The sequence below is a fragment of the Pararhizobium mangrovi genome (assembly GCF_006516965.1).
Classification (GTDB): domain Bacteria; phylum Pseudomonadota; class Alphaproteobacteria; order Rhizobiales; family Rhizobiaceae; genus Pararhizobium_B; species Pararhizobium_B mangrovi.
Window position 1 is genome coordinate 14922 of sequence record NZ_VHLH01000034.1, and the last position, 26940, is coordinate 41861.

The 26940-nt window shown below is 63.7% G+C and carries 26 protein-coding genes; 12 read left to right on the forward strand and 14 right to left on the reverse strand.

The features are described from left to right. Nucleotides 1-47: 47 nt before the first annotated feature. Together rplT and rpmI are read right to left on the reverse strand one after the other, a co-directional pair. Nucleotides 48-449, reverse strand: a complete 402-nt coding sequence (rplT, locus tag FJU11_RS15645) for a 50S ribosomal protein L20 (protein WP_141168013.1) — start codon at nucleotides 447-449, stop codon at nucleotides 48-50. A gap of 45 nt (nucleotides 450-494) precedes the next feature. Next, on the reverse strand, nucleotides 495-695 hold the full coding sequence (gene rpmI, locus FJU11_RS15650) for a 50S ribosomal protein L35 (RefSeq protein WP_141168014.1): 201 nt from the start codon (nucleotides 693-695) through the stop codon (nucleotides 495-497). Nucleotides 696-1078: 383 nt separating this feature from the next. On the opposite strand from rpmI, the gene FJU11_RS15655 reads away from it, so the two are divergent. Together FJU11_RS15655 and FJU11_RS18395 are read left to right on the forward strand one after the other, a co-directional pair. After that, the gene (locus tag FJU11_RS15655; protein WP_141168015.1) at nucleotides 1079-2170 is read left to right on the forward strand and encodes an alkene reductase; all 1092 of its coding nucleotides are present in this window, start codon (nucleotides 1079-1081) and stop codon (nucleotides 2168-2170) included. A gap of 204 nt (nucleotides 2171-2374) precedes the next feature. Further along, the gene (locus tag FJU11_RS18395) at nucleotides 2375-2533 is read left to right on the forward strand and encodes a hypothetical protein (protein WP_181408212.1); all 159 of its coding nucleotides are present in this window, start codon (nucleotides 2375-2377) and stop codon (nucleotides 2531-2533) included. A gap of 235 nt (nucleotides 2534-2768) precedes the next feature. On the opposite strand, the gene infC is transcribed toward FJU11_RS18395, so the two are convergent. Continuing rightward, entirely contained in the window at nucleotides 2769-3305 is a 537-nt protein-coding gene (infC, locus tag FJU11_RS15660; RefSeq protein ID WP_141168016.1) for a translation initiation factor IF-3, read from the reverse strand. A gap of 197 nt (nucleotides 3306-3502) precedes the next feature. Between infC and FJU11_RS15665 the strand changes: the two genes are divergently transcribed. Both FJU11_RS15665 and FJU11_RS15670 read left to right on the forward strand, forming a co-directional pair. Beyond that, nucleotides 3503-4312, forward strand: coding sequence for an alpha/beta hydrolase (locus FJU11_RS15665; RefSeq protein WP_141168017.1), 810 nt, complete (start codon nucleotides 3503-3505; stop codon nucleotides 4310-4312). A gap of 162 nt (nucleotides 4313-4474) precedes the next feature. Beyond that, a complete protein-coding gene (locus FJU11_RS15670; protein WP_141168018.1) occupies nucleotides 4475-5092 on the forward strand; it encodes a transglutaminase-like cysteine peptidase in 618 nt (205 codons plus the stop codon). A gap of 51 nt (nucleotides 5093-5143) precedes the next feature. On the opposite strand, the gene FJU11_RS15675 is transcribed toward FJU11_RS15670, so the two are convergent. After that, nucleotides 5144-6010, reverse strand: a complete 867-nt coding sequence (locus FJU11_RS15675; protein ID WP_141168019.1) for an NAD(P)-dependent oxidoreductase — start codon at nucleotides 6008-6010, stop codon at nucleotides 5144-5146. A 92-nt stretch (nucleotides 6011-6102) separates the two neighbouring features. Beyond that, entirely contained in the window at nucleotides 6103-7086 is a 984-nt protein-coding gene (gene mbfA / locus FJU11_RS15680) for an iron exporter MbfA (protein ID WP_141168020.1), read from the reverse strand. Nucleotides 7087-7379: 293 nt separating this feature from the next. On the opposite strand from mbfA, the gene FJU11_RS15685 reads away from it, so the two are divergent. Continuing rightward, nucleotides 7380-8723 carry a cation:proton antiporter gene (locus tag FJU11_RS15685; RefSeq protein ID WP_141168021.1) on the forward strand — a complete coding sequence of 448 codons (1344 nt, stop codon included), beginning with the start codon at nucleotides 7380-7382 and terminating at the stop codon, nucleotides 8721-8723. Between the two features lie 129 nt (nucleotides 8724-8852). Here the strand turns inward: FJU11_RS15685 and FJU11_RS15690 are convergent, their stop codons facing one another. After that, nucleotides 8853-9305, reverse strand: coding sequence for a MarR family winged helix-turn-helix transcriptional regulator (locus FJU11_RS15690; RefSeq protein WP_235891068.1), 453 nt, complete (start codon nucleotides 9303-9305; stop codon nucleotides 8853-8855). Between the two features lie 67 nt (nucleotides 9306-9372). On the opposite strand from FJU11_RS15690, the gene FJU11_RS15695 reads away from it, so the two are divergent. Further along, on the forward strand, nucleotides 9373-10905 hold the full coding sequence (locus tag FJU11_RS15695) for an FAD-dependent oxidoreductase (RefSeq protein ID WP_141168022.1): 1533 nt from the start codon (nucleotides 9373-9375) through the stop codon (nucleotides 10903-10905). Beyond that, on the forward strand, nucleotides 10905-11381 hold the full coding sequence (locus FJU11_RS15700; protein WP_141168023.1) for a DUF3159 domain-containing protein: 477 nt from the start codon (nucleotides 10905-10907) through the stop codon (nucleotides 11379-11381). Before FJU11_RS15695 ends, FJU11_RS15700 begins: the two co-directional genes overlap by 1 nt. Before the next feature lie 210 nt (nucleotides 11382-11591). Here FJU11_RS15700 and FJU11_RS15705 read toward each other — a convergent pair whose 3' ends face one another. Beyond that, on the reverse strand, nucleotides 11592-12665 hold the full coding sequence (locus tag FJU11_RS15705) for a LacI family DNA-binding transcriptional regulator (RefSeq protein ID WP_141168024.1): 1074 nt from the start codon (nucleotides 12663-12665) through the stop codon (nucleotides 11592-11594). A gap of 286 nt (nucleotides 12666-12951) precedes the next feature. On the opposite strand from FJU11_RS15705, the gene FJU11_RS15710 reads away from it, so the two are divergent. From FJU11_RS15710 to FJU11_RS15725, 4 genes are all read left to right on the forward strand, one after another. Continuing rightward, the gene (locus FJU11_RS15710; RefSeq protein WP_181408215.1) at nucleotides 12952-13731 is read left to right on the forward strand and encodes an ABC transporter substrate-binding protein; all 780 of its coding nucleotides are present in this window, start codon (nucleotides 12952-12954) and stop codon (nucleotides 13729-13731) included. Between the two features lie 106 nt (nucleotides 13732-13837). Continuing rightward, nucleotides 13838-15355 carry an amino acid ABC transporter permease/ATP-binding protein gene (locus FJU11_RS18800; protein ID WP_141168025.1) on the forward strand — a complete coding sequence of 506 codons (1518 nt, stop codon included), beginning with the start codon at nucleotides 13838-13840 and terminating at the stop codon, nucleotides 15353-15355. Between the two features lie 24 nt (nucleotides 15356-15379). Beyond that, a complete protein-coding gene (locus FJU11_RS15720) occupies nucleotides 15380-16402 on the forward strand; it encodes a Gfo/Idh/MocA family protein (RefSeq protein WP_141168026.1) in 1023 nt (340 codons plus the stop codon). Between the two features lie 27 nt (nucleotides 16403-16429). After that, nucleotides 16430-17557 carry an NAD(P)/FAD-dependent oxidoreductase gene (locus FJU11_RS15725; RefSeq protein WP_141168027.1) on the forward strand — a complete coding sequence of 376 codons (1128 nt, stop codon included), beginning with the start codon at nucleotides 16430-16432 and terminating at the stop codon, nucleotides 17555-17557. Nucleotides 17558-17785: 228 nt separating this feature from the next. On the opposite strand, the gene FJU11_RS15730 is transcribed toward FJU11_RS15725, so the two are convergent. The 7 genes from FJU11_RS15730 to FJU11_RS15760 are packed head-to-tail and all read right to left on the reverse strand — an operon-like array spanning nucleotide 17786 to nucleotide 25845. Beyond that, nucleotides 17786-18958 carry a M20 aminoacylase family protein gene (locus tag FJU11_RS15730; RefSeq protein ID WP_141168028.1) on the reverse strand — a complete coding sequence of 391 codons (1173 nt, stop codon included), beginning with the start codon at nucleotides 18956-18958 and terminating at the stop codon, nucleotides 17786-17788. Between the two features lie 24 nt (nucleotides 18959-18982). Beyond that, nucleotides 18983-20347, reverse strand: coding sequence for a serine hydrolase domain-containing protein (locus tag FJU11_RS15735; RefSeq protein ID WP_141168029.1), 1365 nt, complete (start codon nucleotides 20345-20347; stop codon nucleotides 18983-18985). 1 nt (nucleotide 20348) lies between these two features. Next, a complete protein-coding gene (locus FJU11_RS15740) occupies nucleotides 20349-21383 on the reverse strand; it encodes an ABC transporter ATP-binding protein (RefSeq protein ID WP_141168030.1) in 1035 nt (344 codons plus the stop codon). Continuing rightward, nucleotides 21380-22459 (reverse strand): ABC transporter ATP-binding protein, encoded by a 1080-nt coding sequence (locus tag FJU11_RS15745; RefSeq protein WP_141168031.1) that lies wholly within the window; start codon nucleotides 22457-22459, stop codon nucleotides 21380-21382. Before FJU11_RS15745 ends, FJU11_RS15740 begins: the two co-directional genes overlap by 4 nt. Continuing rightward, the gene (locus FJU11_RS15750) at nucleotides 22460-23332 is read right to left on the reverse strand and encodes an ABC transporter permease (RefSeq protein ID WP_141168032.1); all 873 of its coding nucleotides are present in this window, start codon (nucleotides 23330-23332) and stop codon (nucleotides 22460-22462) included. Continuing rightward, nucleotides 23329-24261, reverse strand: coding sequence for an ABC transporter permease (locus FJU11_RS15755; RefSeq protein WP_141168033.1), 933 nt, complete (start codon nucleotides 24259-24261; stop codon nucleotides 23329-23331). Before FJU11_RS15755 ends, FJU11_RS15750 begins: the two co-directional genes overlap by 4 nt. A 6-nt stretch (nucleotides 24262-24267) precedes the next feature. Continuing rightward, nucleotides 24268-25845 carry an ABC transporter substrate-binding protein gene (locus FJU11_RS15760; RefSeq protein WP_181408214.1) on the reverse strand — a complete coding sequence of 526 codons (1578 nt, stop codon included), beginning with the start codon at nucleotides 25843-25845 and terminating at the stop codon, nucleotides 24268-24270. Between the two features lie 172 nt (nucleotides 25846-26017). Between FJU11_RS15760 and FJU11_RS15765 the strand changes: the two genes are divergently transcribed. Next, nucleotides 26018-26635 carry a TetR/AcrR family transcriptional regulator gene (locus FJU11_RS15765; protein ID WP_141168035.1) on the forward strand — a complete coding sequence of 206 codons (618 nt, stop codon included), beginning with the start codon at nucleotides 26018-26020 and terminating at the stop codon, nucleotides 26633-26635. Nucleotides 26636-26940: the final 305 nt, after the last annotated feature.

Genomic DNA, 26940 nt, shown 5'->3' on the forward strand with positions numbered 1-26940 from the left:
ATCCCCGGGACGAGCCCGGGGATGGTATCGCCGGAATGGCGCGCGGCTCAGCCGACGGCGTGTTCGTAGGCGTTCGGCGTGGTGTCCTTGAGGTATTCCAAGCCCCTCTTGGCCGCCTCGACGAGCGAGGCGAAAGCCTCCGGCTCGTGGATCGCCATATCGGAAAGGACCTTGCGGTCGACCTCGATGCCCGCCTTCGACAGTCCGTCGATGAAACGGCCATAGGTCAGGCCGTGCTCGCGGACCGCGGCGTTGATACGCTGGACCCACAGCGCACGGAAATTGCGCTTGCGGTTCTTGCGGTCGCGATAGGCGTACTGCTTGGAGCGGTCGACGGCCGCGATCGCGGTACGGATAGTGTTCTTGCGGCGGCCGTAGAAGCCCTTGGCCTGCTTGAGAACCTTCTTGTGCTTGGCGTGGGCGGTGACGCCCCTCTTGACGCGTGCCATGGCGTTGATCTCCTGAAAAAGCGTATGAAACGGACGGGAAGAACCTTAGCGGTCGTAGGGCATGAAGCCCTTGACGATCTTCGTGTCCGGCTCGGACAGGATCTTGGTGCCACGCGCGTCGCGGATGAACTTGGTCGAGCGCTTGATCATGCCGTGGCGCTTGCCGGCCGGCTGGACCTTGATGCGGCCCGACGCCGTCATCTTGAATCGCTTCTTGCAGGAAGACTTCGTCTTCATCTTGGGCATTTTGCTTTCTCCTTCGACGGCTTCGAGCGCGCCGGAAAGGCGTGCGGCCGTCCATGTTCTTGTCTGAATTTCCCGGTGAAGAAGCCGGGTCTTCGAGCATTCCTGAGCGGCCACGGCATGCCCTGCCGGTCCGCTCGACGGGCGGTGTATAGCGATCCCGCGCCGAGAATGCAACGGCAGGCCGGCGAACGGCGATCGCGCCGGGTATCGTGCAGCGGCCCGGGTCGTTTCAGCCCGGGCGACGCAGCGTATACCGCTCGCGAGCGGGCCGCCGGCTTTTCTTCGTGATCGCTCGCCCCATATCGGACCCGACTGCCGCAGGCCGCGGCCCTTCCATACGACGTCCGCTTACGCCGGACCCAAGCCACAAAGAGGTCATCTCCATGACGTCCAGTCTCTTCGAGCCGTTGAAGCTCGGCAACCTCATCGTTCCCAACCGCGTCTTCATGGCGCCGCTCACCCGCAACCGTGCGCATTCCGACGGGCGGGCGAAGGAGATGGCGGCGACCTATTACGGCCAGCGCGCCTCCGCGGGCCTCATCCTTTCCGAGGCGACCCAGATCTCCGAAATGGGCAAGGGCTACATCGATACCCCGGCGATCCAGACGGACGCACAGGTGGAAGCGTGGAAGCCGGCGACGGCAGCCGTTCACGCCAATGGCGGACGCATCTTCTGCCAGCTCTGGCATGTCGGGCGCATCAGCCATAGCTCGTTGCTGCCGGACGGAGCGCAACCGGTCTCCTCTTCTGCGGTGCGCGCGGATGCAAAGACCTTTATCGAGAGCGGCTTCGCCGACGTTTCCGAACCGCGCGCGATGACGCACGACGAGGTCGGCCAACTCATCGAACAATATGCCCATGCGGCGAACCAGGCGCTGCGCGCGGGCTTCGACGGCGTCGAGATCCATGCCGCGAACGGCTACCTTCTCGACCAGTTCATGCAGGACGGCGTCAACAAGCGCGACGACGAGTACGGCGGTTCGATCGAAAATCGCGCACGCCTGCCGCTCGCCATCGTCGATCGCATGATCAAGGAGATCGGTTCGGACCGCATCGGCATTCGCCTGTCTCCGCTCGGCGAGGCGAACGCCGTCTCCGACAGCGATCCGGAGGCGCTCTTCACCTATGTCTACCAGCAGCTCGACGCACGCGAGATCGCCTATCTGCACGTTGTCGAAGGTTTCCAGGGCGTCGATTTCGAGAGCGAAAACTTCGCGATGATCAAGCGCCTGCGCGCGCGCTGGCACGGCTGCTACATCGCCAATGGCGGGTACGACGCCGACATGGCGGCGGCCAAGATCGACGAAGGCCATACGCACGCCGTCGCCTTCGGCAAGCCCTTCATCGCCAATCCCGACCTGCCTGAACGCTACCGCCAGGGCGCCGCACTCAACGAGGGAAACCGCGAAACCTATTACGGCGGCGATGCCAAGGGCTACACGGACTACCCGTTCGCAACGCTCGGTCGCGGCTGAACGGGTTCGACGGACGCATGCGTACGCCACACCGATCGCTGGCGGCGTGCGCATGCCGGCCGTGCGAGCGGAAAAGATATCTTGGCTCGCGGCGCACCACCGGGTATGGCTGGAACGTCACGACGATCAACATTTTGTGATCGCAGCTTGCCTCGTCGGTCTGAGGCGCCATCTTGCTGCGGCAATGTAAGGAGAGAACAACTTATGATCATTCGTATTTTCGCCGTCTGCGGTCTGCTTGCCGCATCGTCCTTCGCCGTTACCGGCTGCATGTCGAACAGGGGCGTCGCGAAGACGGACAATGTCGGCAACCCGGCCGTCAACGAGCGGAATTTCGATCAGCAGATCGATCCGGACCAGTAAGCCGGCGCAAAGCGCGATCCGGCTTGGCCAGCGCTCGTCGCGGGCGCGAACCGTGGGACAACGCCTCTTCGGATTTCGCTTAGTCAGCGCGCCACGGCGCAACCGGATCGGTTTCGCACGCGTGGAAAAACAAAGGGACGGGGCCGCTCGGCACCGTCCCTTTTCATTTCTCGGATAGTGATGCGCTCTGTTGAAGGTCGCAGTCGATCGCGCGGAAAACCGGCCGTGACGCCGGTCAGCGCGGAGCGAGCACCATCATCATCTGCCGTCCTTCGAGCTTGGGCTCGGCCTCGACCTTGGCGATCTCCAGCGTGTCTTCCTTGACCTGCTGCAGGAGCTTCATGCCGAGTTCCTGGTGGGCCATCTCACGGCCGCGGAAGCGCAGCGTGACCTTGACCTTGTCGCCTTCGTCGAAGAAGCGGTTCATGGCCTTCATCTTCACCCCGTAATCGTGGGTGTCGATGTTCGGCCGCATCTTGATTTCCTTGACCTCGACGGTCCGCTGCTTCTTGCGCGCGGTCGAGGCCTTCTTCTGGTTCTCGTATTTGAGCTTGCCGAGATCCAGAATCTTGCAAACCGGCGGGTCGGCGTTCGGCGAGATCTCGACGAGGTCGAGGCCGATATCCTGCGCGGCCTCCATCGCCTCGTTCGTCTGTACGATGCCAAGGTTCTGTCCCTCGGAACCGATCAACTGAACACGTGGAACCCGTATCTCGCCATTGGCGCGGGGGCCTTCCTTCGTTGTGGGCGGCGCTCTGAAAGGTCTGCGAATGGTCGTACTCTCCTGTTTCCATTGACGGCGCGACGGCGTTGCGCACGGTCACGGTAACCGTGTGCATTGCGGGCACCGGGGCGAATGTCGTGATCGCCGTTGGCATGTCAATACCACGTTCAGGCGAAAAAATCACCCTGCGAAGCGCTGCGGATACCGTTAAAAGGCTCTCAGCGGTACAAATAACGGAGTTTTCGATGGTTCAACCGTTCTCAGGCGAAACGACGACGATCGAGGTGGGGCATGCTTCGACGGTGCGGCGGATCGCCGTGCGGCACCGGCCGGGCGGAAGTGGCGGACCGGGCCTCGTCTGGCTCGGCGGCTACCGCTCCGACATGGAGGGCACGAAGGCCGTCGAGCTCGACCGCTATGCCGCCCGCGAGTCGATCGCCTGCACCCGCCACGACTATTCCGGCCATGGCGCTTCGGGAGGCGCGTTTGCCGAGGGAACGATCTCGCGCTGGCTGGAGGAAAGCCTTGCCGTGTTCGACGCCTTCACCACCGGTCCGCAGATCCTCGTCGGATCGTCGATGGGCGGATGGATCGCACTCCGGATGGCGCAGGAACTGGCAAGGCGCGGCGATGGAAAGCGCATCGGCGGCATGCTGCTTCTCGCACCCGCGCCGGACTTCACGCACGAGCTCGTCGAGCCGGCGTTGAACGAAGAACAGCGTCGCGCGCTCGAGGCCGACGGCTATTTCGAGGAGCCGACGCCCTACGGTCCGGAGCCGAACGTTTTCACGAAGGCGCTCCTCGACGACGGCCGTGCCAACGCCGTGCTCGACGGCATCATCGACACCGGCTGCCCCGTGCACATCCTTCAGGGCATGGAAGATCCGGACGTGCCCTACCGGCACGCGCTGCGCCTCGTCGAGCACCTGCCGTCCGACGACGTCGTGCTTTCACTGGTGCGCGACGGCGACCACCGGCTTTCGCGCCCGGAAGATCTGGCACGCATGGCGAACGCGCTCTCGGCGATGATCGCCGACCTTGGAGGCGCGCGGTAACGACGGACGCCCCTGCCGCACGGCGCGACGGGCCGCTCGTCCCGACGTATGGAGACCCCCGACCTTAACCATGTTCGACCGCTGGATATGGCGGAATATTGACAGAAGGCCCCGCCTGGTTAACTCTTCGTTAAGCATCGAGAGCGGCGAGGCGATAAACCCATGAAGCATGGCAGGAAGCTCACCGGTATCCTGACGGCCACCCTGGTCTTTCTGCTGGCATCGCCGCTCGCGGACGCGGCCTCGGGCCGCCCCCAGGCGTTCATGACGACCGGGTCGCGCACGTCGCAGCCGATCGGCCATTATCGCTTCTGCCAGCGCCATGGCTCGGAGTGCCTTTCGCATTCCGTCGATGCCCACCCCTCACGCCTCACCAAGAGCCGCTGGAATACGCTCGTGCGTGTCAATGCGAAGGTCAATCACGAGATCAGGCCGGTCACCGACGAGGAACTCTACGGGCAGGAGGAATACTGGACCTACCCGCAGACGGCCGGCGACTGCGAGGACTACGTCCTGCTCAAGCAGTACATGCTGGAACGGCGCGGCTTCGATTCGTCGGACCTCCTGATCACCGTCGTGCGCAAGCCGAACGGCGAGGGGCATGCCGTGCTGACGGTGCGCACCGGCGACGGCGACTACGTGCTCGACAATCTGGCGAACACGGTGAAGCGCTGGGATCGCACGCACTACACCTATCTCAAGCGACAGGCCGACGGCGATTCGGGCCAGTGGGTGAAGATCGACACTGGCCACGAGATGCTGGTCGGCTCGGTCAAGTAACGGGCCCGCCGGGACCGGTCCCCCGACGGGCTTGCCCCGAGCCGTCGGCGTTCAGGTACGAAACAGCTTGACGATCGCCGGATAGTTCTCTTCCGCGAGGCCGGCATCGACGCCATCGCGATAGACGGTGCGCACGGCAGCCGAGATCGGCGTCTTCGCACCGCTCGCCCGGGCGGCCGCGTCGATCAACCCGAAATCCTTCTCCATCAGGGAAACCGGAAAGAGCGGCGAAAAGTCGCCCTTCGCCATCAGGCCGGCTGCACCCTTGGCGACCGGGCTGCAGACCGGCGTGCTCGCGATGATGTCGACGGCGGTCTCGAGCGCCACGCCCTGCTTTTCGGCCAGCGCCAGCGCTTCGGCCATGGCGGCACCCTGAACGCCGAGCATCAGGTTGATCGCGAGCTTCATGGAAGCGCCCGCACCGACGGGACCGCAATGACGGACCGTCTTGCCGGCGGCCGCAAGCACGGGTTCGAGTGCCGTGAAGGCGCCGTCGTCGGCGCCGACGAGATAGACAAGGTCGCCCGATTCGGCCTGCGGGAGTGAGCCGGAGACCGGCGCATCGGCGAAGGCGACGCCGCGATCCCCGGCCGCGCGAGCCAGCTTGTGGGCCCATTCGAGCGAGACGGTCGAGCTTTCGACGGCGACGGCACCGGCCTTCATGCCGGCGAGCGCCCCCGTTTCCGCGTCGCACCAGACCGCTTCGGAAGCGGCATCGTCGCGGACCATCGCCATGACGAAATCCGCGCCCTCCACAGCGGCGCGCGGCGTCTCCATGGCGCTGGCGCCCTTTTCGACGAGCGGTTCGGTTCGTTCCGAAGTTCGGTTCCACACGGTGAGCGTATGGCCGGCGGCGAGGAAGTTCGCGGCCATGCGCGCGCCCATGGCGCCGAGGCCGAGAAATGCGATGCGTGCCATCTCGTTGCATCCTTCTTGCGGTGTTGGAAAGGTCGGGCGGGCAACGCGCCGGCCGGTCGCACGGTTGCACGCGGACTTCGAGGCCGCAGGATTCAGGCGTTGCCGATCAGCATGCCGGTCGCAAAGACGAGCGCGCCGCCGAGCACGACCTGGAAGAGGGCGCGCACCCACGGGGTCTCCATGTAGCGGTGCTGCACCCAGGAGATCGCCCAGAGTTCGACGAAGACGACGACGAACGCGATGGCGGTCGCCGTCCAGAAGTCCGGAATGAGGTAGGGCAGCGCGTGGCCGAGACCGCCGGCCGCCGTCATCGCGCCGGTGACGAGGCCGCGCCGGACGGGCGAGCCGCGACCGGAAATCACGCCGTCGTCGGAGGCGATTTCGGTGAAGCCCATGGAGATGCCGGCGCCGAGCGAGGCGGCGAGCCCGACGAGGAAGGTCGTCCAGGTATCCTGCGTGGCGAAGGCGGTGGCGAAGATCGGCGCCAGCGTCGAGACGGACCCGTCCATCAGCCCGGCAAGCCCCGGCTGCACGTAGGTGAGGACGAACTGGCGATGTGCCGTCTCGTCCTCGGCAGCACGCGTGTCGTCGTCGACGTGCTTAAGGCCGAGCCGGCGGGCAAGGCCCTCGTGCGTCTGTTCGGCGATGGCGAGATCGCCGAGAAGCTGGCGCGTCTCGGCGTCCTCGGTGTGCTTGATCGCCTCGAGATAGAAGCGATGCGCCTGCACCTCCATCGCCTCGGCTTCCGTGCGCGCGCGATCGATCGAAAGGTTCGCCGCCAGCCAGTCCGGCTTGCGCTCGTAGAACCCGCGCACATGCTCGCGCCGGATCAGCGGAATGCGCTCCCCGAACCGCTCGCGATGACGCTCGATCAGCCCCTCGCGATGCAGGTTCTCCTCTTCCGCCATCTCCTCGAAGACCTTCGCCGAGCCCGGATAGTCGTCGCGAAAAGCATTGGCATAGGCGAGGAAGATGCGCGCGTCGTCTTCTTCCGAGGAAATGGCGAGCGCCAGGATCTCCTGCTCGGAGAGGCTCGAAAAGGAACGGCGGCCGAGGCCGAGGAAGCGTTTGAGCATAGACGATGGGTCTCAGTATTTTTTAGAATGGTTCTAAAAATAGCGATCGCCAAACCGTCGTCAAGGCGCTACGGAACCCGATGCCGATCGGGCGGAAAAAGTCCGTCGCAACGGTAGCGATGTGATGGCCGACAATCGCTGCGTGAAGACGCGCTACCCGTAGGCCGTGCGGGAGGCGCTGACATGACGAACCATAGAGACGTGGAATAGCGATAAATTACGATAGGACCGGTTTAACGTGTTCCGTCGGCAAAACGCGGACGACGACCTCATTCAGGGAGCCAATGCCCACCATGCCAACGCTGTTCGACCTGGCGGCGATCCTGATGGTGCTTTCCGGCATCTTCGGCTATCTCAACAAGCGCTATGTCGGCCTGCCGAGCAACGCGGGCCTTCTCGTGCTGGCGCTCGTTTCCTCGATTCTGGTCATTGCCGTCTCCTACTTCGTGCCGGGCCTGGCCTTCACGAACCACATTCGTGAAACCATCGGATCGATCGACTTCAACGAGACGCTCATGGAAGGAATGCTCGGCTTCCTTCTCTTTGCGGGGGCGCTGCATGTCGACTGGCAGGCGCTGAAGTCGCGCAGCCTGTCCGTCGGCCTGATGGCGACGCTGGGCGTGCTCCTTTCGACGCTGATCAGCGGGGCGGGCTTCTACTATCTGTGCCGGCTCGCCGGCATCCCGCTCGCCTTCAACTGGGCGCTCGTCTTCGGTGCCCTGATCTCGCCGACCGACCCGGTGGCGGTGCTTGCCACTTTGAAGACCATGGAGGGCGTTCCCAAACGCCTCGAGATCGACATGGCCGGGGAGTCGCTTTTCAACGACGGGGTCGGCGTCGTCGTCTTCACGATCCTGCTTGCCGCCGCGGCCGGCTCGTCCGGATCGGCCGGGATCGACTATGCCGTCGCCTTTAGGGAATTCGCGACCGAAGCGCTCGGCGGTGCCGCTTTCGGTGCTGTCACGGGCTACATCGCCTATCGCATGATGCTCGCCATCGACGACTATCCCGTCGAGGTGCTGATCTCGATCGGCCTGGTCATGGGCACCTACGCTGCCGCCCATTCCCTCGGGATGTCCGGGCCGATCGCCGTCGTCGTTGCCGGTCTCCTCATCGGCGAGCGGGGCGTCACCTACGCCATGAGCGATACGACCCAACGCTACCTCCATGGGTTCTGGACGCTGATCGACGACATCCTGAACGCCGTCCTCTTCATGCTGATCGGGCTCGAATTCCTGGTGATCGACTTCGATTGGACCCATGTCCTGGTCGCGCTCGCCACGATCCCGCTGCTTCTTTTTTCGCGCCTGGCGTCGGTCTACCTGCCGTTCCAGATCGTGCGCCTGCGCGAACGGTTTTCACACGGCATCGTCGCGGTGCTGACATGGGGCGGCATTCGAGGCGGCATCTCCGTGGCGCTCGCCCTGTCGCTTCCCAACGGACACGAGCGCGACATCATCGTCACGGCAACCTATGCGATCGTCGTCTTCGCCGTTCTCGTGCAGGGCATGACGCTGTCTTCCGTCGTGCGTCGCGTGGTTTCCAAACAGAGCGGATCGGGTTCCGATGCCGGAACCGCGCAGGAACACGAAGCGACCGCGCCAGCGACGTTCGAAGCGACGGGGCGCAGCGAATAGGCGTCCGGTCGAGAATGCATTGCCTTCAGAACGGCGCTTGCCTGGTGCATCAAAGGGCAAAGCCCGACACCCGCAGACTTCCCACTTCAAGACATATTCGTTTGTGAAACGGACCGTCCGGTTCCCGTCTCAGCGCATGAGATCGTCCGCGAACCGGCGCAGGAGCGTTTGCAGCTGCGCGAGTTCGGCGTCGCTCCAGGATTCGAGGATGCGGTTTGCAAGGCGTTCGCGCGCGGCACTCAGGGCGGCGACGGCGCTGCGGCCCTTTTCGCTGACGATGGCCTCGCGGATGCGTTTGTCGGCCGCCGACGCCTGGCGCTCGACAAGGCCCAGTTCCTCGAGTTTCGTCAGTTGACGGCTGATCGTCGTATGGTCGCGCCCGGTGCGGTCCGCGAGATCCACGACGCCGATCGGGCCGTGGCGAGCGACGCGCGCCAGTACAGCGAACAGCGCGCGATCGAGCGGAATTCCGGCTTCCTCAATGAGCCGATCGTCGCGCCGCGGACGATTGATCTCGTCCACGAGGTCGATCATCGCCGTGTAGATGCCGCGCAGGATTTCCCGATCGTGTGTATTATTCACCTTTTTGCTTGCCCCTTTGCCCCGAAAAGAATATGTGCGTCTTACACATTCTTCGATGGAGATGCCAATGGTTCGCGATATGGAAATCCTGATCAGCGGTGCCGGTGCGGCCGGCCTCGCGCTTGCGATCGATCTCGCCCGGCGCGGCGTCGACTTCATGCTGATCGAACAGAACGATACGCCCTTCCACGGATCGCGCGGGAAGGGCATTCAACCGCGCACGCTCGAAGTGTTCGAGGATCTCGGCCTCGTCGATCGCCTGGCGGCCCTCGGCGATCCCTATCCTCCGATGCGCCACCATCTGTCCGACGGGACCATGGAGGAATCCCTGTTGACGGGCGAGGAGGCGATCGCGAGCCCGGCCGAGCCCTATGCGGCGCCGCTCATGCTGCCGCAGTTCGCGACCGAGGCCGCAATGCGCGAACGGCTCGCCGAATTGGGGCACCGGCCGTACTTCGGCACGCGGCTTGCCGGCTTCGAACAGGATGACGACGGCGTTTCGGCCCGGATCGCCGACGCCGACGGCGAGCACCATTTCCGGGCGCGCTTCCTCGTGGGCACGGACGGCGGCCGCAGCTTCGTGCGCCATGCCCTCGAAATCGGCTTTCCGGGCGAGACGCTGGGCGTTCGCGCCCTCGTCGCCGACGTGCGGCTAACCGGCCTCGACCGCCTTGCCTGGCATCGCTTCCAGTTCGGTTCGCAGGCGAGCCAGCTGATGATCTGTCCGCTTGCGGGAACGGATCTGTTCCAGCTTCAGGCCCCGGTGGCGCTCGACGGCGAGGTGGATCTGTCGGCCGCGGGCCTGACCGCGCTGATCGGCGAGCGGACCGAACGATCCGACATCGTCGTCCATTCGGTCTCTTGGTCGTCGGTCTACGCGATGAACGCCCGACTTGCCGACCGCTATCGCATCGGGCGTGTGTTCCTCGCCGGAGACGCCGCCCACATCCATCCGCCGACCGGGGGGCAAGGGCTGAACACCAGCGTCCAGGATGCCTACAATCTTGGCTGGAAGCTTGCGGCGGTCCTCGGCGGTGCGCCACACGCATTGCTCGATACCTACGAGGAGGAACGCCGGCCGATCGCCGCGACGATGCTCGGCCTGTCGACTCGCCTCCTGGACGAAGCCAAGCAGGGCGTGATCCGACGCGACCGCGAGGCACGCCAGATCGATATCGGCTACCGCTCCATGTCGCTCTCATGGAATGACGCCGTCGAACGCAAGGTCCGGGCAGGCGATCGCGCACCCGATGCGCCGTGCCTTGGGCGCGCCGGTCAGCCGACGCGGCTCTTCACGGTGTTCGGCGGACCACACTGGACGCTCCTCGGCTATGAACCGAAGCGCCGGCCGGCACCCCGCACCGGCGTGCGAACGGTGACGATCGGCGACTTCATTGATGACCGCATCGATGTCCGGGGGGATCTCCTCGACGATCACGGGTACATCGGCGAAGCCTACGGCCTCGAACCCGGAGATTGGGTGCTCGTCAGACCGGACGGCTACATCGCCGCCCTCTTCACCGACGACGACCTCGATACGAAGTTCCTCCGCTATTGCGAGGGAGTCATGTCCCGCGATGCGCAGCGGAGTGCCGTGTGATGGGGTTCGGGGTTCTCGTCGGCTTCACGCCGTTCGCCGCCTTCGCCGTCGTGGAAAAGCTCGCCGGCATCCTGCCGGGGCTTGCTTCGGGGCTCGCGGTTTCCGTCGTGCTCGCTTCGCGGTCGGCGATCCGCCATCGCACGGTCGACCTTTTGGAGGCGGGCAGTGCCGTGATGTTCGCCGGCCTGCTCCTCGTCGCGCTCGGCCGCCATGCCGCGTGGTCCGTCTGGGAGGTGCGCTTCTATGTGGATGGCGGCCTGGCCCTCCTCGTATTCTTGAGCGTTCTCGTACGCCGGCCGTTCACCATGCAGCACGGCAAGCGAATCGCCAGCGCCGCCGTGGTCCAGAGCGCCGGATTCCGCCGGCACAACGGTATCCTCTCGGCCGCGTGGGGTTGCGCCTTCGCCGGTCTGGCGGGTGTGGATCTCATGATGACTGCCAACCCACCATGCCGGACCGCCGCGGCGTCCTCCTGACCCTTGCGATCCTCGCGGCAGCGGTGCGCTTCACGCAATGGTATGTGAAACGGATCCGAAACGCGTGAATGCGCTCCGCTTCGGAGCAAAGGCCCTGGATCACTCGATGGATCGCCGCAACTCCGTGCGGCCGCTCATGATCCATGCCCGACGCGACGGGGATCCGCTCCGTATGGCCCTTGGTCGAGGACAGCAATGAGTTAGCCTACGCTATGTATTGTTGATCCTGGGCGCCGCTACCGTTCCGCGCTCGATCATTGCGGACGGAATGATGGTGGAGGACGTCTCGTCGGTTCTTCCTTCGATCCGGTCGATCAGGAGGTTCGCCGCTACCTTGCCGAAGAGGTAGGTCGGCTGATCGACGACGGTAACCGGGGGCGATGTCACGCGGGTCCAGTCCGCATCGAACCATGAGACGAGCGAAACGTCTCTTGGAATATCCATTCCACGCGCCTTCAGCGACAGAAAGACCCGGGCGCCGATCGTGCTGTCCGAGGCGAGGATCGCGCTACAGGGCGGATTGGCATCGAGAAGGTCGATCACATGTCGTTCGATTGCCGCGTCGTTGTTCGCACCATCCAAAATCCATGAGGCCGCATCCTGGATCCCCGCGCGGGACGCCGCTTCGAGAAAGCCGAGCATGCGATCCCGCACCGTCGAGACCGGGACCCGGTCGGGATCGATCGCTCGGTCTTCGGTCTGCTCGACCGCGGTGATATAGGCGATGCGGCGGTGGCCGAGCGCCGTCAACCGATCGACCATATCGGACATTCGCTCGTAATCGTCGCCGCGAACGCTGTCCGCCTGCAGACCCGCGACGTACCGATCGACGGTAACGAGCGGCGTTCCCGCTCGTATCACCGATTGGAGGTGATCGATCTGGTGCAGATTGGTTGGCGATACGATCAAGCCGGCGACGCGTTGCCTTTGGAGGACGCGAACCATCTCGCGTTCCTGCGAGAGGCTTTCGCCGGAATTCGCGATCGTCACGTTGAAGCCGCGGTCGCGCGCGACGTCGGTAACACCGCGGACGGTCAAGCTGAAGAAGGCGTTCTCGATGTCTCCGACGACGATGCCGATGAGACCCGTTCGCCCGGTACTGATCGATCGTGCCATCTCGTTCGGGTAATATCCGAGCTCTTCCGCGGCCGACAGCACGGTATTGCGCGCCTGCTCGCTGAAGACGCCGTAACCGCCGAGAACGCGTGCGGCCGTCGCTTTCGATACCCGTGCGCGCCGAGCCACATCGGCAACCGTTGCGGGCTTCCCCTTCTTATCATTCATGATTCGGGAATCCCGCTTTCCACTCCATCGGCCCGTGCTCGCTTCGTCCCGTACTGCGTTGCAGACGAACAACCAAATTCATAATCGAAAAAACCCGACGTCAAGCTTGACTCTTCACCGATACCACGGAACAAATATCGCATTGAGACCGGTCTCAATGCCTTTTTCGGCGCTTATACGCCATTGCGAGCCGGCTCGATGCGTCAGCAAACAACAGCCAAGAGGGACAGTGATGCTTTTTCAGGACAACAGGTGGCTTCGCCAGGCCACGAAAGCTGTAGCCGTCATGACTGCGATGGCCACGATGAGTATCGCGCCGGGCTTCGCCCAAAGCGACAACCCCTACAACCTCATCGAGCCCGGAACGGTAAGGGTCGGCACGCTAGGCGATGCCAAGCCCTACGCCTTCACGAATGCCAAGGGACAATTCGACGGGTTCGACGTCGAATTCCTGAAGAACGTTCTCGGTCGCATGGGATTCGACAACGATCAGATCCTGTTCACCGGCCAGGATTTTGCCGCTCTTCTGCCTTCCGTAGCGAACGGTCGCTTCGACGTTGCCGCGGCGGCGATCGGCATCACCGACGCGCGGAAGAAGGTCGTCGATTTCTCCGACGGCTATCTGGCCGGTTATCTCTCCATCCTGTCCGGCGACGACACGATCGACGACAAGGCCTCCTCTCTCGCCGGCAAGCGGCTCGGCGTTGTCCAGGGCACGCTGCAGGAGCAGTATGCCAGGAAGCACTTCGCGAAAGCCAAGATCGTTCAGTTTCCCGACAACAACACCGGCATCGCGGCGCTGAACAACGGGACGATCGACGCTCAGTTCCTCGATTACGAAGCAGCCAAGGATTACGCCAAGCGCTACCCCTCGCTGTCGATCAAGAATAACATTCCCTCCTTCGACGCACCGGCGGGTTTTGCGGTCAAGCCCGGTAACGACGCGCTCAAGGACGGCTTGAACAAGGCGCTTCATGCCGCGATGCAGGATGGCACGTGGCGCGATCTCTACAAGAAGTGGTTCCCGGGCTCGCCGATGCCCAAACAGTACCTGCCGAAAAACTGACGGCCGATTGCGCACGTCGCGGGTTGCCGGCGCGGGTCGGTAACCCGCTCTCCCAGCGTAGAACCACCGGCGCCTTCCCGGCGCATTTGATCCCGGAGCGCCGAGAATGTGGCTGGAGACCCTCCAACGCACCTTTTTCGACTGGCATGCAATGGCGGAAATCCTGCCGATCATGCTTGCGGTCGGACTGAAGAACACGCTGATCCTGGCGGCCGCCTCCACGGTCATCGGCATCGGCGTCGGCATGCTCCTCGCCGTCATGGGCATTTCGCGCTCCGCGTGGCTCCGCGTTCCGGCGCGGGTCTATACGGATATCTTCCGGGGACTTCCGGCGATCGTTACGATCCTGCTCATCGGGCAGGGGTTCGCCTCGCTCGGCCGTATCGTCTTCGGACCTTCGCCTTACCCGCTCGGAATTCTCGCTTTGAGCCTGATCGCGGGTGCGTATATCGGCGAAATTTTCCGCTCCGGAATCCAGAGTGTGCCGAGCGGTCAGATGGAAGCCTGCCGGGCGCTTTCGATGAGCTACGGCGAAGGCATGCGTCTCATCGTCATTCCGCAAGGCGTGCGACGCGTCCTGCCGGCTCTCGTCAATCAATTCATTTCGAACGTCAAAGATTCGAGCCTCATCTATTTCCTCGGCCTCCTCGCCTCGGAACGCGAGATCTTCCGTGTCGGTCAGGACGCGGCGGTCGTCACCGGCAATCTGTCCCCGCTCTTCCTCGCGGGTGTCTTCTATCTCGTCATTACCGTTCCGCTGACCCATCTCGTCAATTACATCGATCATCGCCTTCGTACGGGCAAACGACCCGCGGTGCTGCAGCCGACCAGCGGGATCGCGGAGGTGGAAGAGGTGGAATCCGGCAAGCAACGCACCGGCGCTCTGTCCCGACAGTTCGAGGGCGGGAGCCTTGCGGTGCGCGACGTCCATCTCAGTTACGGCCCCGTCGAGGTCTTGCGAGGCATCGATCTCGACATACCGGAGGGATCGGTCACATGCGTGATCGGACCTTCGGGATCGGGAAAATCGACGCTACTGCGCGCCCTCAACCGGCTTGCGGAGATCGATGCCGGGACGATCGCCCTCGATGGCACCAACGTACAGACGATGAAACCGGAGCGGTTGCGCGCCCGGGTCGGAATGGTGTTCCAGCATTTCAATCTCTTTCCGGACCATACGGCACGCCAGAACATCATGCTGGCGCTGACGCGCATCAAAAAGCTCAACCGAAGCAAGGCCCGCGAGATCGCCGACGCGCAACTCGCAGACGTCGGCCTGCTGGGCCGAGGCGAGCAACGACCGGCTAACCTATCGGGCGGCCAGCAGCAGCGCGTCGCGATCGCGCGTGCGCTCGCCATGGAGCCGGAAGTCGTTCTATTCGACGAAGTCACGAGCGCTCTCGATCCCGAACTCGTCAAGGGCATCCTCACGCTCATGGAAGACCTCGGCGAGCGGGGCATGACGATGGTCGTCGTCACCCACGAAATGGGTTTCGCGCGCCGCGTCGCCGATCAGGTGGTCTTCATGGATGAGGGCCGCATCGTCGAAATCGGCGATCCGGACACGGTGTTCGACGCACCGAAGACCGATCGCCTGAAACGCTTCCTGGCCGAAATCCTGTAGGCCGAAATTCAAGATGGTGACCCGATGACCGACCTCCGCTGGGGAATTCTCAGTACCGCCCGCATTGCCCAAAAGGCGTTGATTCCCGCACTTCTGGAGACGCAGAATTGTCGGATCGTCTCCATCGCATCGCGTGATCGGAGCCGGGCGGCCGACGTCGCGAAGACCTTCAATATCGAGCGTGTCGACGATGATTACGAAAGTCTGATCGAGGCACCCGACATCGACGTCATCTACAATCCGCTTCCCAATCATCTGCATGCGCCGCTTACGCTTCGTGCTTTGGAAGCGGGCAAGCATGTTCTTTGCGAAAAGCCGTTGACGCTGAGCGTCGAACAGGCGGTCGCCATATCGAAGAAAGCCGCGGAAACGAACCGCATCGTCGCCGAAGCGTTCATGACGCGACATCATCCGCAATGGCAGCGCGCTTTCGAACTCGTCCATTCCGGTGCGATCGGTTCGCTGAATGCGATCCAGATCCTCTTCAGTTACCGAAACTCCGATCCCGACGATATCCGCAACAAGGCGGATATCGGTGGCGGCGCTCTTTACGATATCGGCTGCTACGCCCTGAACGCAGCACGCTGGTTTTTCGAAAGCGAACCCGAATCCGTCATCGCGGAGATGCACCGCGATCCGTCTTTCGGCACCGACCGGCTGACGAGCGGCCTGGCCGTTTTTCCCAATGGCAGACACCTGACCTTCACGACCGCGACCCAGTCTGCTCTCAGCCAGAAGATGACGCTATTAGGCAGCGACGGCTTCCTGACGCTCGACGTTCCGTTCAACTGCCCGCGCGACTATGCGGCCCGCCTTTCGATCGTCGGCGATCAGGACCTGTTGCACAGCAAAGCCAGGACCGAAACGTTCGAAGCAGTCGATCAATATGCGCGGATGGTCGAGGCTTTCGTGGCCGCGATCCGCGAGGGGTCTCCGCTTTCGACGACGATCGAGGATTCGATCGGGAATGCCGCGGCGATCGACGCCCTCATACGCTCGAGCGAAACGAGACGCCTGGAAGCGCCGGCAACGCCATCGCACGCGTAAACCCAAAGAAAGAATGCGGAGCCAATGATGTCCATATCGCCCACCATCCAATCATCGATCGTCATCGGTGGCGGCATACTCGGCGTATCGACCGCGGTGCAGCTTGCGCGCATCGGCGTCTCGGTGACCCTTGTCAACGACGGACCTGTCGGAAAGGGCGCGTCGGGGCGGTCCCTCGCTTGGCTGAATTCATCGCGGCGGCGTTCCGACGCCTACCACAGGCTTCGCCTCGCCGGGATCGAGCGATACCGCGTTTTGGCTCAAAGCCATCCTTCGAAGGACTGGCTGAGGTTCGATGGCGGCCTGACCTGGGACGACGAGACGGACAACGACATCGCGGATGTCTATCGATACGAACGCGACCTCGGCTATCAGGCGGAGTTGCTTTCGCCGGAAAAGGTTGCCGCACGCATTTCAGGCGTCGACGCCGCTGCCGTGACCGCACCCGGCGCGATCTTCAACCCGAACGAAGGATGGGTCGATCTGCCGGAACTGATCAAGCTTCTCGTCGCGGAATTCACGGATCTCGGCGGCACGATCGTAACCGATGCGGGCGAAGTGGAACCCGTGATCGAGAACGGCCGCGCGACCGGAGCGCGTGCCAGCAACGGTTCGACATGGCATGCCGATGCCGTTCTGCTCGCGACGGGACCGTCGGTTCCGGCAATGTCACGGCGACTGGGGATCGAAATCGACGACGACTCTCCCATCGCCCTGCTCGTCGAGACGAAGCCGATCGAGCATCCGCTGGCGGTCGTCTTGAACACGCCCCGGGTCGCAATCCGGCGTACGCCAACCGGTGCGCTGTTCATGGATTCCGCGTGGTCGGAAGAAGAAGTGGTCGTTCACGAGGACGGTCGTTATGAGGCGAGGCCCGAGACTGTCGAGGGCCTGCTGAGAGAGGCGCGCAACGTCCTGGAGCCGAAGCCCGATCTCGAAGTGCAAACCGTGCACATGGGCTCGAAGCCAATCCCCGGGGACGGCGAACCCGTCCTCGGACAAGTACAGTCGATCCCGGGCCTCTACGTCGCATTCAGCCATAGCGGTGCGACCCTCGGCCTCGTCGCCGGCGAGATCCTCGCAGAAGAAATGGCGTTTGATCTGCGGCATCCACTTTTGGAAACCTTCCGGCCGGAACGTTTCGCGTCGAAGTAAAAGCCGGAAAAAGGGGTCCGCTGCGGTCAAAACGCGACAGGCATCCAGAAGGCGGCTTGGAAGGGCGGCAACGGCTCGAGAAAATCGAAGAGATACATCGTATGATCGGTAGCTTTTAAGCGATTGATATCCGCTTTGCGCCCCGAATTCAGTCGCGCGACCTTCTCGCGTAATTCCTGAAAGCTGCCTCTAGTCAAGATCGTCGACGTCGGTCATTTCAGCTGAAGGCTAAGCGGAATCGTCCGGCCGAAGCCGGCGTTCCGTGATGCGGGCTAACAGGCTCGCTCCGACCGGCAGGATGTCGTCGTCGAGGATGAAGGCGGGGTTGTGAACGGGGACTTCTCCGGCGTGGCCGATCGTGCAGTAGACGCCGGGGACGATGTTCAGCATGTCGGCGAAGTCCTCGCTGCCCATGACGGCTTTGGTCTTCCGGTAGACCGCGTCCGGACCGACGATGTCGCCGGCGGCATCGGCATAGGCATCGACGAGACTTTCGGTGTTGACGAGCACATCGAAGACGTTGCGGATGTCGCAATCGATCTCGACGCCGAAGGAAAGCGCCGTGCCGTCGCAGATCTGACGCACGCGGTCTCGCAAAAGCGTACCAACTTCCGCATCGAGATAGCGGAGAGTTCCCGAAACCGTCGCGTCTTCGGGAATGACGTTGTAGGCGCTGCCGGCGTGCGCCTGCGTGACCGAAAGAACCGCCTGGTCGAGCGCACGAACGTTGCGGCTTACGACCGATTGGAGGGCCTGCACGAGGGCACCCATGACGACGATCGGATCGCGCGACTTGTCGGGCATCGCGGCGTGGCTGCCGCAGCCGGTGATGCGGATGTCGAAGAAGTCCGCGCCGGCCATCGCCGGGCCGGGCTTGATGCCGATGCGATGAGGTGTTTCGTTCGGTGCGTTGTGCAGCGCGTAGACCTCGTCGCAGGGGAAGCGGTCGAACAGGCCGTCGGCGATCATCGCGCGAGCGCCGCCGCAGCCCTCTTCGCCGGGCTGGAAGATGAAGATCGCCGTGCCGGCGAAATCGCGCGTTTCGGCGAGGTAGCGCGCCGCGCCGAGGAGCATCGTCGTGTGCCCATCATGCCCGCAGCCATGGAAGCGGCCCGGATTGCGCGAAGCATAGGCGAGGTTCGTGCGCTCTTCCATCGGTAGTGCATCCATGTCGGCGCGAAGGCCGATCCGACCGGCACCCTCGTGCTTTCCGGCGAGCACGCCGACGACACCCGTCTTTCCGATGCCACGATGGACCTCGATGCCCCATTCCGCGAGCTTGTCGGCCACGAGCGCGCTGGTCCGGTGCTCCTCGAATCCGAGTTCGGGATACTGGTGCAGATCGTGCCGGATTGCGGTCAGGTCGTCGCGGTAGGCTTCGATGCGGTCGTGTACGGGCATGATTCGGCTTTCGGTAGAGGGGCGTCAGGCAACGGCAGGGGTGTCGAAGATCGCGAGCTCGTTGGGATCGGTCACCCATTCGCTTCCGCCGAGATAAAGACGCTGCTGGTTTCCTTCTTCGTCGAAGGTCCGGCGAACGGGTTCGCCATGGTTGGCGAAGCCGTTGGCCAGCGCGATCCGTCCGCTCGTTCCATCGGTGATCTCGAGCTCGCTTGCATCCCGGAAGGGCTGTGCGGCACCGACGGCGGAAACGGCGACCTTGCCGCCCATCGGAACCAGATCGATCGGCGACCACACGGTCCACCAGCGGCCGGCCCATCCTTCGACGGCGGGTTTCGGCGCGCCTTCCTCGTGGAACTTCGCCAGGATCGAGACGATGCCCTCGAGCCATTCCTCCGCCGGGCCGTCGATCGCGTTCGAGACGACGGAGACGGCGATCTTCCAGTCCGGCACGAAGGCGGAACGGCTGATGAAACCGGGGAACGCGCCGGCATGACCGATCAGCGTCAGGTCCTGCCAGGTGCTCGTCATCGTTCCGAGGCCGTAGGAGCGCGGCACGCTGCGATGGGGGACGTGCCACTGGCGGCGAACCATCTCGCGCCGGCTCGCGGGCGTGAGCACGCTTCGTTCGGCTTCCGGATCGAGGCTCGCGAAGAAGCGTGCGAGATCGCCCGCCGTGCTGACGAAACCGGTCGCCGCGGCGAGCGCGTGGGTCGATTGCGCCCCGTCGATCGCCTTGTGGCCGAAAGGCATGCGGGCGCTATGACCGCTTGCGAGCGGCTGCCCGGCGGGATCTCCGACATCCGGGACCGTGCGTTCGAGCCCGCTCGGAAGAACGACCTCGCGCATGACCCAATCCGCATAGGGTTCGCCGGTCACGCTTTCGATCACGAGGCCAAGCAGGCCGAAAGCGATGTTGGAATATTTGAACCGCGTGTTCGCGTCGATCACCAGCGGCTCGGCGAGTTCGGCGCCGAGCGCTTCGGCATCGAAGAACGCCGCGGTTCTCTGCCAATGCCCGGCGCGCCTGCCGTCGCGCATCAGGCCGCTCGTGTGGGAAAGAAGCTGGCCGAGCGTCGTCTCGGCGACGGCTGCGTCGAGATCGTCGACATAGGTTCCGACCGCCGTGTCGAGATTGAGTTTGCCCGCCTCGCGCAGCTTCATGATCGCGACGGCGGTGAACGTCTTGGAGTGCGAGGCCACGCGGAAGCGATGGTCGTCGGTCAGCGCTTCGCCGGACGCGATGTCCGCGACGCCGTAGCTGCGCTCGAAGCACTCGCCGTTCGCCGTGGCGACCGCGAACTGGCAGCCGGGCTGCTGGTGCTTTGCGAGCTGGTAGTCCATCCAGCGATGGGCGTAGGCGAGCCCTGCCTCAAGCCAGTCTTCCATGTCAGGTCGTCTCCTCGGTCTTTGTTATCGTGGCGGATGTCTCGCGGGCGCGGGCCCGGTCGACGCCGCGAACGGCCCAGCAGGCGACCGCGTGTCCGGGTTCGACCTCGACGGTTTCCGGATCCGCTTCCCGGCACAGGTCGAAGGCGCGCGGGCACCGGTTGCGGAAGCGGCAGCCGGAGGGAAGGTGCGTCGGATCGGGCGGGTCGCCGAGCTTCGGTGCCGGGTCGTCGCGATGGGCGAGATCCATCGACGGCACGGATTCGAGCAGTGCGTGCGTATAGGGGTGCAGCGGATTGTCGAACAGGCGACGCCTCGACGTGATCTCCACGATGCGCCCGTAATACATTACGGCCACACGATCGGCGATGTATTCGACGACCGCGAGATTGTGCGAAACGAAGAGAAGCGCCAGATCGAATTCGCCGCGCAGATCCTTCAAAAGGTTGAGGATCTGCGCCTGCACCGAGACGTCGAGTGCTGAAACCGGTTCGTCGCAGACGATGAGCTGCGGCTGGAGAACGAGCGCACGTGCGATGCCGATGCGCTGCAACTGGCCGCCGGAAAGCTCGTGCGGATAGCGCGCGCGGTGCTCCGGGCCGAGCCCCACCTTGCGAAAAATCTCGGCGACCGCTTCGTCGCGCTCACGCGGACGGAACAGGCGCTGGATATCGAGCGCCATGCGCACCGACGCGCCGACGCTTCGGCGGGGATCGAAGCTCGTGCGCGGGTTCTGGAAGATGAACTGCCCGAAGCGGCGCTGCTGCTTCAGTTCGTCGTCGCTCAGCCTCGCGAAATCATAGCCGCGGAAGCGGACCGTGCCTTCGGCTGCGGGTTCCAACGCGACGACAGCGCGACCGAGCGTGCTTTTCCCGCATCCCGACTCTCCGACGAGCCCGAGCGTCTCGCCGTTTTCCAGCGTGAAGTCGACACCGTCGACCGCGCTCACATGGCCGGTCGGCCGCCCGAAAACGTCCCGGCTGACCGGGTAGCGGACGTGCAGCCCTTCGACGTCCAGTAGTGGTGGCGTCGTCATCGAACGATCTCCCGCTCCGGCGCCGCCGCGTTCGTTCTATTCGCAGTCCTCATCTCCGGCAGACCCCAGCAGCGGACCGCATGGCGCTCCGCGGACTGGACGAAGGGAGGCATCTCGCGGTCGCACCGGTCGAGCTCCAGTTCCTTGCGAAGACCGCATCGGGGTGCGAACGGGCAGCCGGGAATCGGCCGGGCGAGGTTCGGGATGCTGCCGGGGATATCGCGCAGGCGCTCGCCTTCGCTGCTTCGAAGGCGCGGCGCGGCGTCCATCAAACCGCGTGTATATGGGTGGCGCGGGCTTTCGAGAATGCCGCCGACCGAGCCGGTTTCGACGATATTACCCGCATACATGACCGCCACTCGATCGGCGAGTTTCGCGATCACGCCGAGATCGTGCGTAACGAAGAGCAGCGATGTGCCGTGCGTGCGGCAACTGTCGCGCAGGAGTTCGAGGATCTGTGCCTGGATCGTCACGTCGAGCGCGGTCGTCGGCTCGTCGGCGATCAGCAGTTTGGGACGCAGGGCAAGCGCGATCGCGATCATCACGCGCTGCGCCTGGCCGCCGGAAACCTGGTGCGGATAGGCGCGTGCCTTGCTTTCCGGAGATGGAATGCCGACCGAGCGGAGAAGCTGGACGGCCTCATCCCATGCGGCTCTGCGGCCGAGCCCTTTCTTCAGGCGCAGCGGCTCGGCGACCTGCCAGCCGATCCGTCGCACCGGGTTCAGGCACCCCTGAGGCTGCTGGAAGACGATGCCGATGTCCCGGCCGCGCCAGCGCGAGAGCGTGCGCGTGTTCATCGCCAGTACGTCGCGTCCGTCGAAGACGATCTCGCCGGCCGCGATCCGGCCGGGCGGGCGGATCAGCCGGAGGATCGAACTGGCAAGGACGGACTTGCCCGAGCCGGATTCTCCCACGAGACCGAGAATCTCGCCACGTGCGATCGAGAGATCGACGCCGCGTACGGCACGCACCGTCCGGTCGCCGGTGCCGAACTCCGTTCGAAGGCCACGAATGGCGAGAAGGTCGTCGGCGGAACCAGCCGTGCCATGCCGATCGTCGTGCGTTGTCGTGACCATCTATGCGTTCCTCGGATCGAGAACGTCGCGCAGCCCGTTGCCGAGGATGTTCATCCCGAAGATCGAGATGCAAAGCGCAAGACCCGGTGCCGCGACGGCCCACCATGCGGAAAAGAGGTAGGTGCGCGAATTGACGAGCATCGCTCCCCATTCGGGTGCGGGTGGTTGCGCGCCGAGGCCGACGAAGGACAAGGCCGAGGCGATCAGCGCCGAAAGAGGCGTTGCGAAGGCGAGATAGACGATCAGCGGCGACAGGACGTTCGGCAAAATGGTTCCGAAGAGGATCTCGCGGCGGCTTGCGCCGAGTGCGCGCGCGACGGTGACGTAGTCCTCCTGCCGCACGGTCAGCACCGTGCTTCGTACGAGCCGCGCATAGCCCGGAATGCCGGCGATGCCGACGGCGACCATGCCCGTCCAGAGGCTCGGACCGGCGACCGCCACCACCACGAGCACCATCAGGATATACGGAAAGGCGAGCAGGATATCGATGAAGCGCATGATGACGCCGTCGACGAGCGGTGAGCCGGCACCGGCGAGCAGTCCGAGAAGCGTGCCGATCGAGGAGGAGATCGCAGCGGTGACGAGGCAGATCAGCAGGAAGTATCGCGTGCCGTAGATGATGCGGCTTGCGAGATCGCGGCCGACCTCGTCGGTTCCGATCCAATGCGCGGCGGACGGTGCGGCCAACCGGTGGATCGGATCGATCTTGAAGGGATCGTAGGGTGCGATCCAGGGTGCGAAGAGGGCGAGCACGAAGAGGATGAGGAGGATGGTTGCCCCGACGCAGGCGGCCCGGCTTTGCAGCATATGGCCGCCGATCCGTCGCCAGCGCGGAATAACAGTGATTTCTTCGTCGAAGCCCGCGACCGTCATGCCGTCAACTCCACGCGGGGATCGAGCCAGGCATAGAGAAGATCGGCAACGAGATTGACCATGAGATAGGTCGCGGCGCTGACGAGGATGATCGCCTGCGTGAGGGCGAAGTCCCGCCACTGGATGGCGTTGACCGCGAGTTCGCCGATCCCGTGCCAGGAAAAGATCGTCTCGACGATGAAGGCACCGCCGAGGAGATTGCCGATCTGCAGGCCGACGATCGTGAGAACGACGATCAGCGCATTCGGCAGCGCGTGGCGAATGGTGAGCGCGAGTTCGCTTGCCCCGCGCGCCCGGGCTGCCTGGATGTAGTCGCGCCGCATCACGTCGATCATGCTGCTGCGCGTGACCTGCGAGAGCGGCGCCGCCTCGATGATCCCGAGCGCGAAGGCCGGCAGGACGATCGCGAGCGGCCCGTGCGGGACGACCGGCAGGATGCGCAGCCATACGGAAAAGACGAGGATCAGGAGAAGCCCGAAAAAGAAGGCCGGCATCGAGATGCCGAAAAGGCCGATCGTCGTCGCCGTGACGTCGAGCCAGGTATTGCGTTTCGCGGCCGCGACGATCCCGGTCGTGAGCCCGAGGACGAGCGCGATCGCGAGAGCTGCGCCCGTCAGCATGATCGTATTCAGGTAGCGGTATCCGATCACCGCGCTCACCGGCTTGTGGAGCCGGACGGATTCGCCGAGGTTCCCGTGCGCGAGATCGCTCAGATAGAACCAGAGCTGACGATACCACGGCAGGTCGAGATGATACTTCGCCTGCAGTGCCGCGATCGCCTTTTCGGCCGACTTGCCCGAAAGCTGCCCCTGATACATGGCCGTGACCGCATCGGTCGGGATCAGCGCCTTCATCAGGAACGTCACCAGAAGGATACCGAGGATGACCGGAACCAGGAGCAGCAGGCGCCGCCCGACATATTGGGCCATCGGGTCCTACGCCGCGATGTCGAGGTCGGCGGAGTAGAGCCGCCCAGTGAAGTCGAGGCGGTAGTTCTCAAGCTCCTCGCGAACGACGGTGATCGGCCAGTCGGTGATCAGCGGCACGATCCTACGATCCTCCAGGATCGCCTTCTGCGCGTCGCTGACATACTGCATCCGCTTCTTCGTATCGAGCGTGGTGTCCGCCTTGTCGAGCGGCTCGTCGATCGACGGATCGGCCCGCAGAAGCTGGCGATGGCCGGGCGAACGGAAAAGCTGCGACATCACGTTCGGGTCCGGCCACGTCCAGCGATTGAGGTCCATGTCCCAGGTCGGCTTCAGGAGCCGTGGATAGAACGATCCCCAGTCAGACGTGCTGACGTCGACCTTGACGCCGACATCGGCGAAGTTCGCCTGGATCACCGCGAGGGCACGCTCCGTCGTGCTGCCGGCGTAGCTCAGCACCGAGAACTGCGCCTTCTTGCCGTCCTTGGCGCGCACGCCCCCGTCTTCCTTCCATCCGGCGGCGTCGAGCAGGCTCTTCGCCTTTTCCGGATCGTAGGGGGTGCCGTATTTCTGGGCGACGCTGTCGTCGTAGCCCGGAATGCCGCGCGACAGCGGGCCGAGCGCGATCTTGCCGTTTCCGCCGTAAGCGGCTGCCAGAACCGATTCGCGATCGATCGCGTAGCTCAGTGCGTCACGAAAATCGTGATCGTTGAAGGGCGGCTTCTTGTAGTCGAACTCCAGGAACATCAGGTTCTTGGCGTTCTTGTCCGTCGTGATCTCGAATTGCGGATCGCCCTTCAGCGGAAGGATGGCATCGGCCGTTAGTTCGGCCGCCTGCAACTCGCCGGTCTGTAGCGCCGAGGTCACCACGCCTTCCTCGGCGAGCACGTCGAGAACGACGCCGTCGAGGTGTGCCGGGCCCTGGTTCTTCGCATCGGGGCGGTACTGTTTGAAATCCGGGAACCGCTTGAGTTCGATCCGCGTGCCCGGCACCCAGTTGTCGAACATGAACGGTCCGGTTCCGACCGGGTTGCGCGCGTAGGAATCGCCTTCCTTCTTCACCGCCGTCGGCGAATTGAAGCCGAAATACGAAAGGGCCATGAGATTGATGAACGGCGCGAAAGGCTTGGAGAAATGGAAGACGACCGTTTCACCGTCGGGCGCCTCGACCTTCGACAGTGGCTCGATCATGCCCTTGGACGGCGAGGCGGACTGCGGGTCCATGATCGTGTCGAAGTGGAACTTGACGGCCGCCGCATCGAACTTGGTACCGTCGTGGAAAGTCTTTCCGTCCTTCAGCTTGAAAGTGACCGTCTTGCCGTCGTCGGCGACGTTCCACGATTTGGCGAGCCAGGGCTGCGCCTTGCCGTCCTCGTCCAGATAGACGAGCGACTCGACAAGGTAGTTGCCAAGCACGTCGCTGACGACGAGCGAGATGCTCTGGACGTTGTAGAGCCCTTCCGGATCGATGGTGAGGCGCATATGCGCCACCTTTCCGGACTGGGCGAGAGCGGGCACGATACCGGTTAACGCGAGCGCACCGAACACGGCCGTGGACCCGAGGAGGAATTGGCGGCGATCTAGCATCGAAGTTCCCCTTTTTTGAGTGAGGGCGATGGCGTGCGCGTCAATGAGTTCCATCCGCAGGTCGCGCCCTAATCCGAATGATCGCTCGTGTTCATTTCGTATTCAAGCCCAAATTTTGTGCAGTTGATTTTGTCGCTCGTGTCGGGCATCGCGTGGGTCACAGGAGAACGCCATGGTTGCCAAGACCACGCCGACCAAGCGCCGCCCCGTTCAGGTGCGCTCCCGCAAGGTCAAGGCCCGCATCAAAGATGCCGCACACGAGGTGATGCGCCAGCGCGGGATCAGGGGAATCACGACGAATGCGATCGCGGAAGAGTCCGGCGTGCGCATCGGCTCGATCTATGATTACTTCCCGAACAAGGAGGCGATCATTGCCGAGATCTACGAGGAAAAGCTCGAAATGGTGCGCGCCTTCCTCGAAAAAGGCGCCGAACAGATCACGCTTGAAACGTGGCGCGAGGGCATCGACAGGCTCGTTCGCGATACCTGGAGCTACCAGCTGGGAATCGGCCTCGATCGCACCATCGTCGACGCATCCTATTACTACGAGGACCTTCTGTGCATCGCCCGCGATCACTCGCGCATGTTCGCGATGACCTATGTCCGCCTTCTTCAACGCCTGGGTTCACGCTGGAAAAAGGCCGCGCTCTTCGATCTCGGTATCAGCCTTTACACGCTCGTCAACGCGACCTGGAGCTATTGGCGCCTCACCGAAACCGACGACAACGTTGCGATCGATCGGCAGGTTGCGCTCACAGTAGCCTTGGTCGAAAAGGCAATCGCTTCATAACGGTGGCGTCGCAGGCAGTTGCGGAGGACTGGAAGGGCAGCGCGCAGAACCTAACCCTCAATGACGGAAACTTAACGAAGCAAAATGGCGGAGAGGGTGACAGCCCGACGAGCGGCCAGCCTAGTCCAGACACGTCTAATTAACGCTTTGATTTCAGTATCATGTTTTTGAACCCTTGACCAGCGCCATCCATTGCAATTCGTTGAAATCCACATCACGATGATGGTCGAAATGTGGGGCGGCAAGTTGGGCTACCGGTGAAAACAAAAGGCAAACATCCCGAAAAAGCCCTGACGGCCATGGCG

Bases quoted from the DNA above. Each gene is read 5' to 3' on its own strand.
- FJU11_RS18395 (WP_181408212.1), top strand. From the start codon at position 2,375: ATGATCATTCGTATTTTCGCCGTCTGCGGTCTGCTTGCCGCATCGTCC.
- FJU11_RS15735 (WP_141168029.1), bottom strand. From the start codon at position 20,347: ATGGAAGACTGGCTTGAGGCAGGGCTCGCCTACGCCCATCGCTGGATG.
- rplT (WP_141168013.1), bottom strand. From the start codon at position 449: ATGGCACGCGTCAAGAGGGGCGTCACCGCCCACGCCAAGCACAAGAAG.
- FJU11_RS15675 (WP_141168019.1), bottom strand. From the start codon at position 6,010: ATGGCACGCATCGCATTTCTCGGCCTCGGCGCCATGGGCGCGCGCATG.
- FJU11_RS15765 (WP_141168035.1), top strand. From the start codon at position 26,018: ATGGTTGCCAAGACCACGCCGACCAAGCGCCGCCCCGTTCAGGTGCGC.
- FJU11_RS15655 (WP_141168015.1), top strand. From the start codon at position 1,079: ATGACGTCCAGTCTCTTCGAGCCGTTGAAGCTCGGCAACCTCATCGTT.
- FJU11_RS15730 (WP_141168028.1), bottom strand. From the start codon at position 18,958: ATGCCCGTACACGACCGCATCGAAGCCTACCGCGACGACCTGACCGCA.
- FJU11_RS15720 (WP_141168026.1), top strand. From the start codon at position 15,380: ATGACCGACCTCCGCTGGGGAATTCTCAGTACCGCCCGCATTGCCCAA.
- FJU11_RS15755 (WP_141168033.1), bottom strand. From the start codon at position 24,261: ATGGCCCAATATGTCGGGCGGCGCCTGCTGCTCCTGGTTCCGGTCATC.
- FJU11_RS15670 (WP_141168018.1), top strand. From the start codon at position 4,475: ATGAAGCATGGCAGGAAGCTCACCGGTATCCTGACGGCCACCCTGGTC.
- FJU11_RS15760 (WP_181408214.1), bottom strand. From the start codon at position 25,845: ATGCTAGATCGCCGCCAATTCCTCCTCGGGTCCACGGCCGTGTTCGGT.
- FJU11_RS15705 (WP_141168024.1), bottom strand. From the start codon at position 12,665: ATGAATGATAAGAAGGGGAAGCCCGCAACGGTTGCCGATGTGGCTCGG.
- FJU11_RS15740 (WP_141168030.1), bottom strand. From the start codon at position 21,383: ATGACGACGCCACCACTACTGGACGTCGAAGGGCTGCACGTCCGCTAC.
- FJU11_RS15725 (WP_141168027.1), top strand. From the start codon at position 16,430: ATGTCCATATCGCCCACCATCCAATCATCGATCGTCATCGGTGGCGGC.
- FJU11_RS15745 (WP_141168031.1), bottom strand. From the start codon at position 22,459: ATGGTCACGACAACGCACGACGATCGGCATGGCACGGCTGGTTCCGCC.
- FJU11_RS15665 (WP_141168017.1), top strand. From the start codon at position 3,503: ATGGTTCAACCGTTCTCAGGCGAAACGACGACGATCGAGGTGGGGCAT.
- mbfA (WP_141168020.1), bottom strand. From the start codon at position 7,086: ATGCTCAAACGCTTCCTCGGCCTCGGCCGCCGTTCCTTTTCGAGCCTC.
- rpmI (WP_141168014.1), bottom strand. From the start codon at position 695: ATGCCCAAGATGAAGACGAAGTCTTCCTGCAAGAAGCGATTCAAGATG.
- FJU11_RS15685 (WP_141168021.1), top strand. From the start codon at position 7,380: ATGCCAACGCTGTTCGACCTGGCGGCGATCCTGATGGTGCTTTCCGGC.
- FJU11_RS15695 (WP_141168022.1), top strand. From the start codon at position 9,373: ATGGTTCGCGATATGGAAATCCTGATCAGCGGTGCCGGTGCGGCCGGC.
- FJU11_RS15700 (WP_141168023.1), top strand. From the start codon at position 10,905: ATGGGGTTCGGGGTTCTCGTCGGCTTCACGCCGTTCGCCGCCTTCGCC.
- FJU11_RS15750 (WP_141168032.1), bottom strand. From the start codon at position 23,332: ATGACGGTCGCGGGCTTCGACGAAGAAATCACTGTTATTCCGCGCTGG.
- FJU11_RS15710 (WP_181408215.1), top strand. From the start codon at position 12,952: ATGACTGCGATGGCCACGATGAGTATCGCGCCGGGCTTCGCCCAAAGC.
- FJU11_RS18800 (WP_141168025.1), top strand. From the start codon at position 13,838: ATGTGGCTGGAGACCCTCCAACGCACCTTTTTCGACTGGCATGCAATG.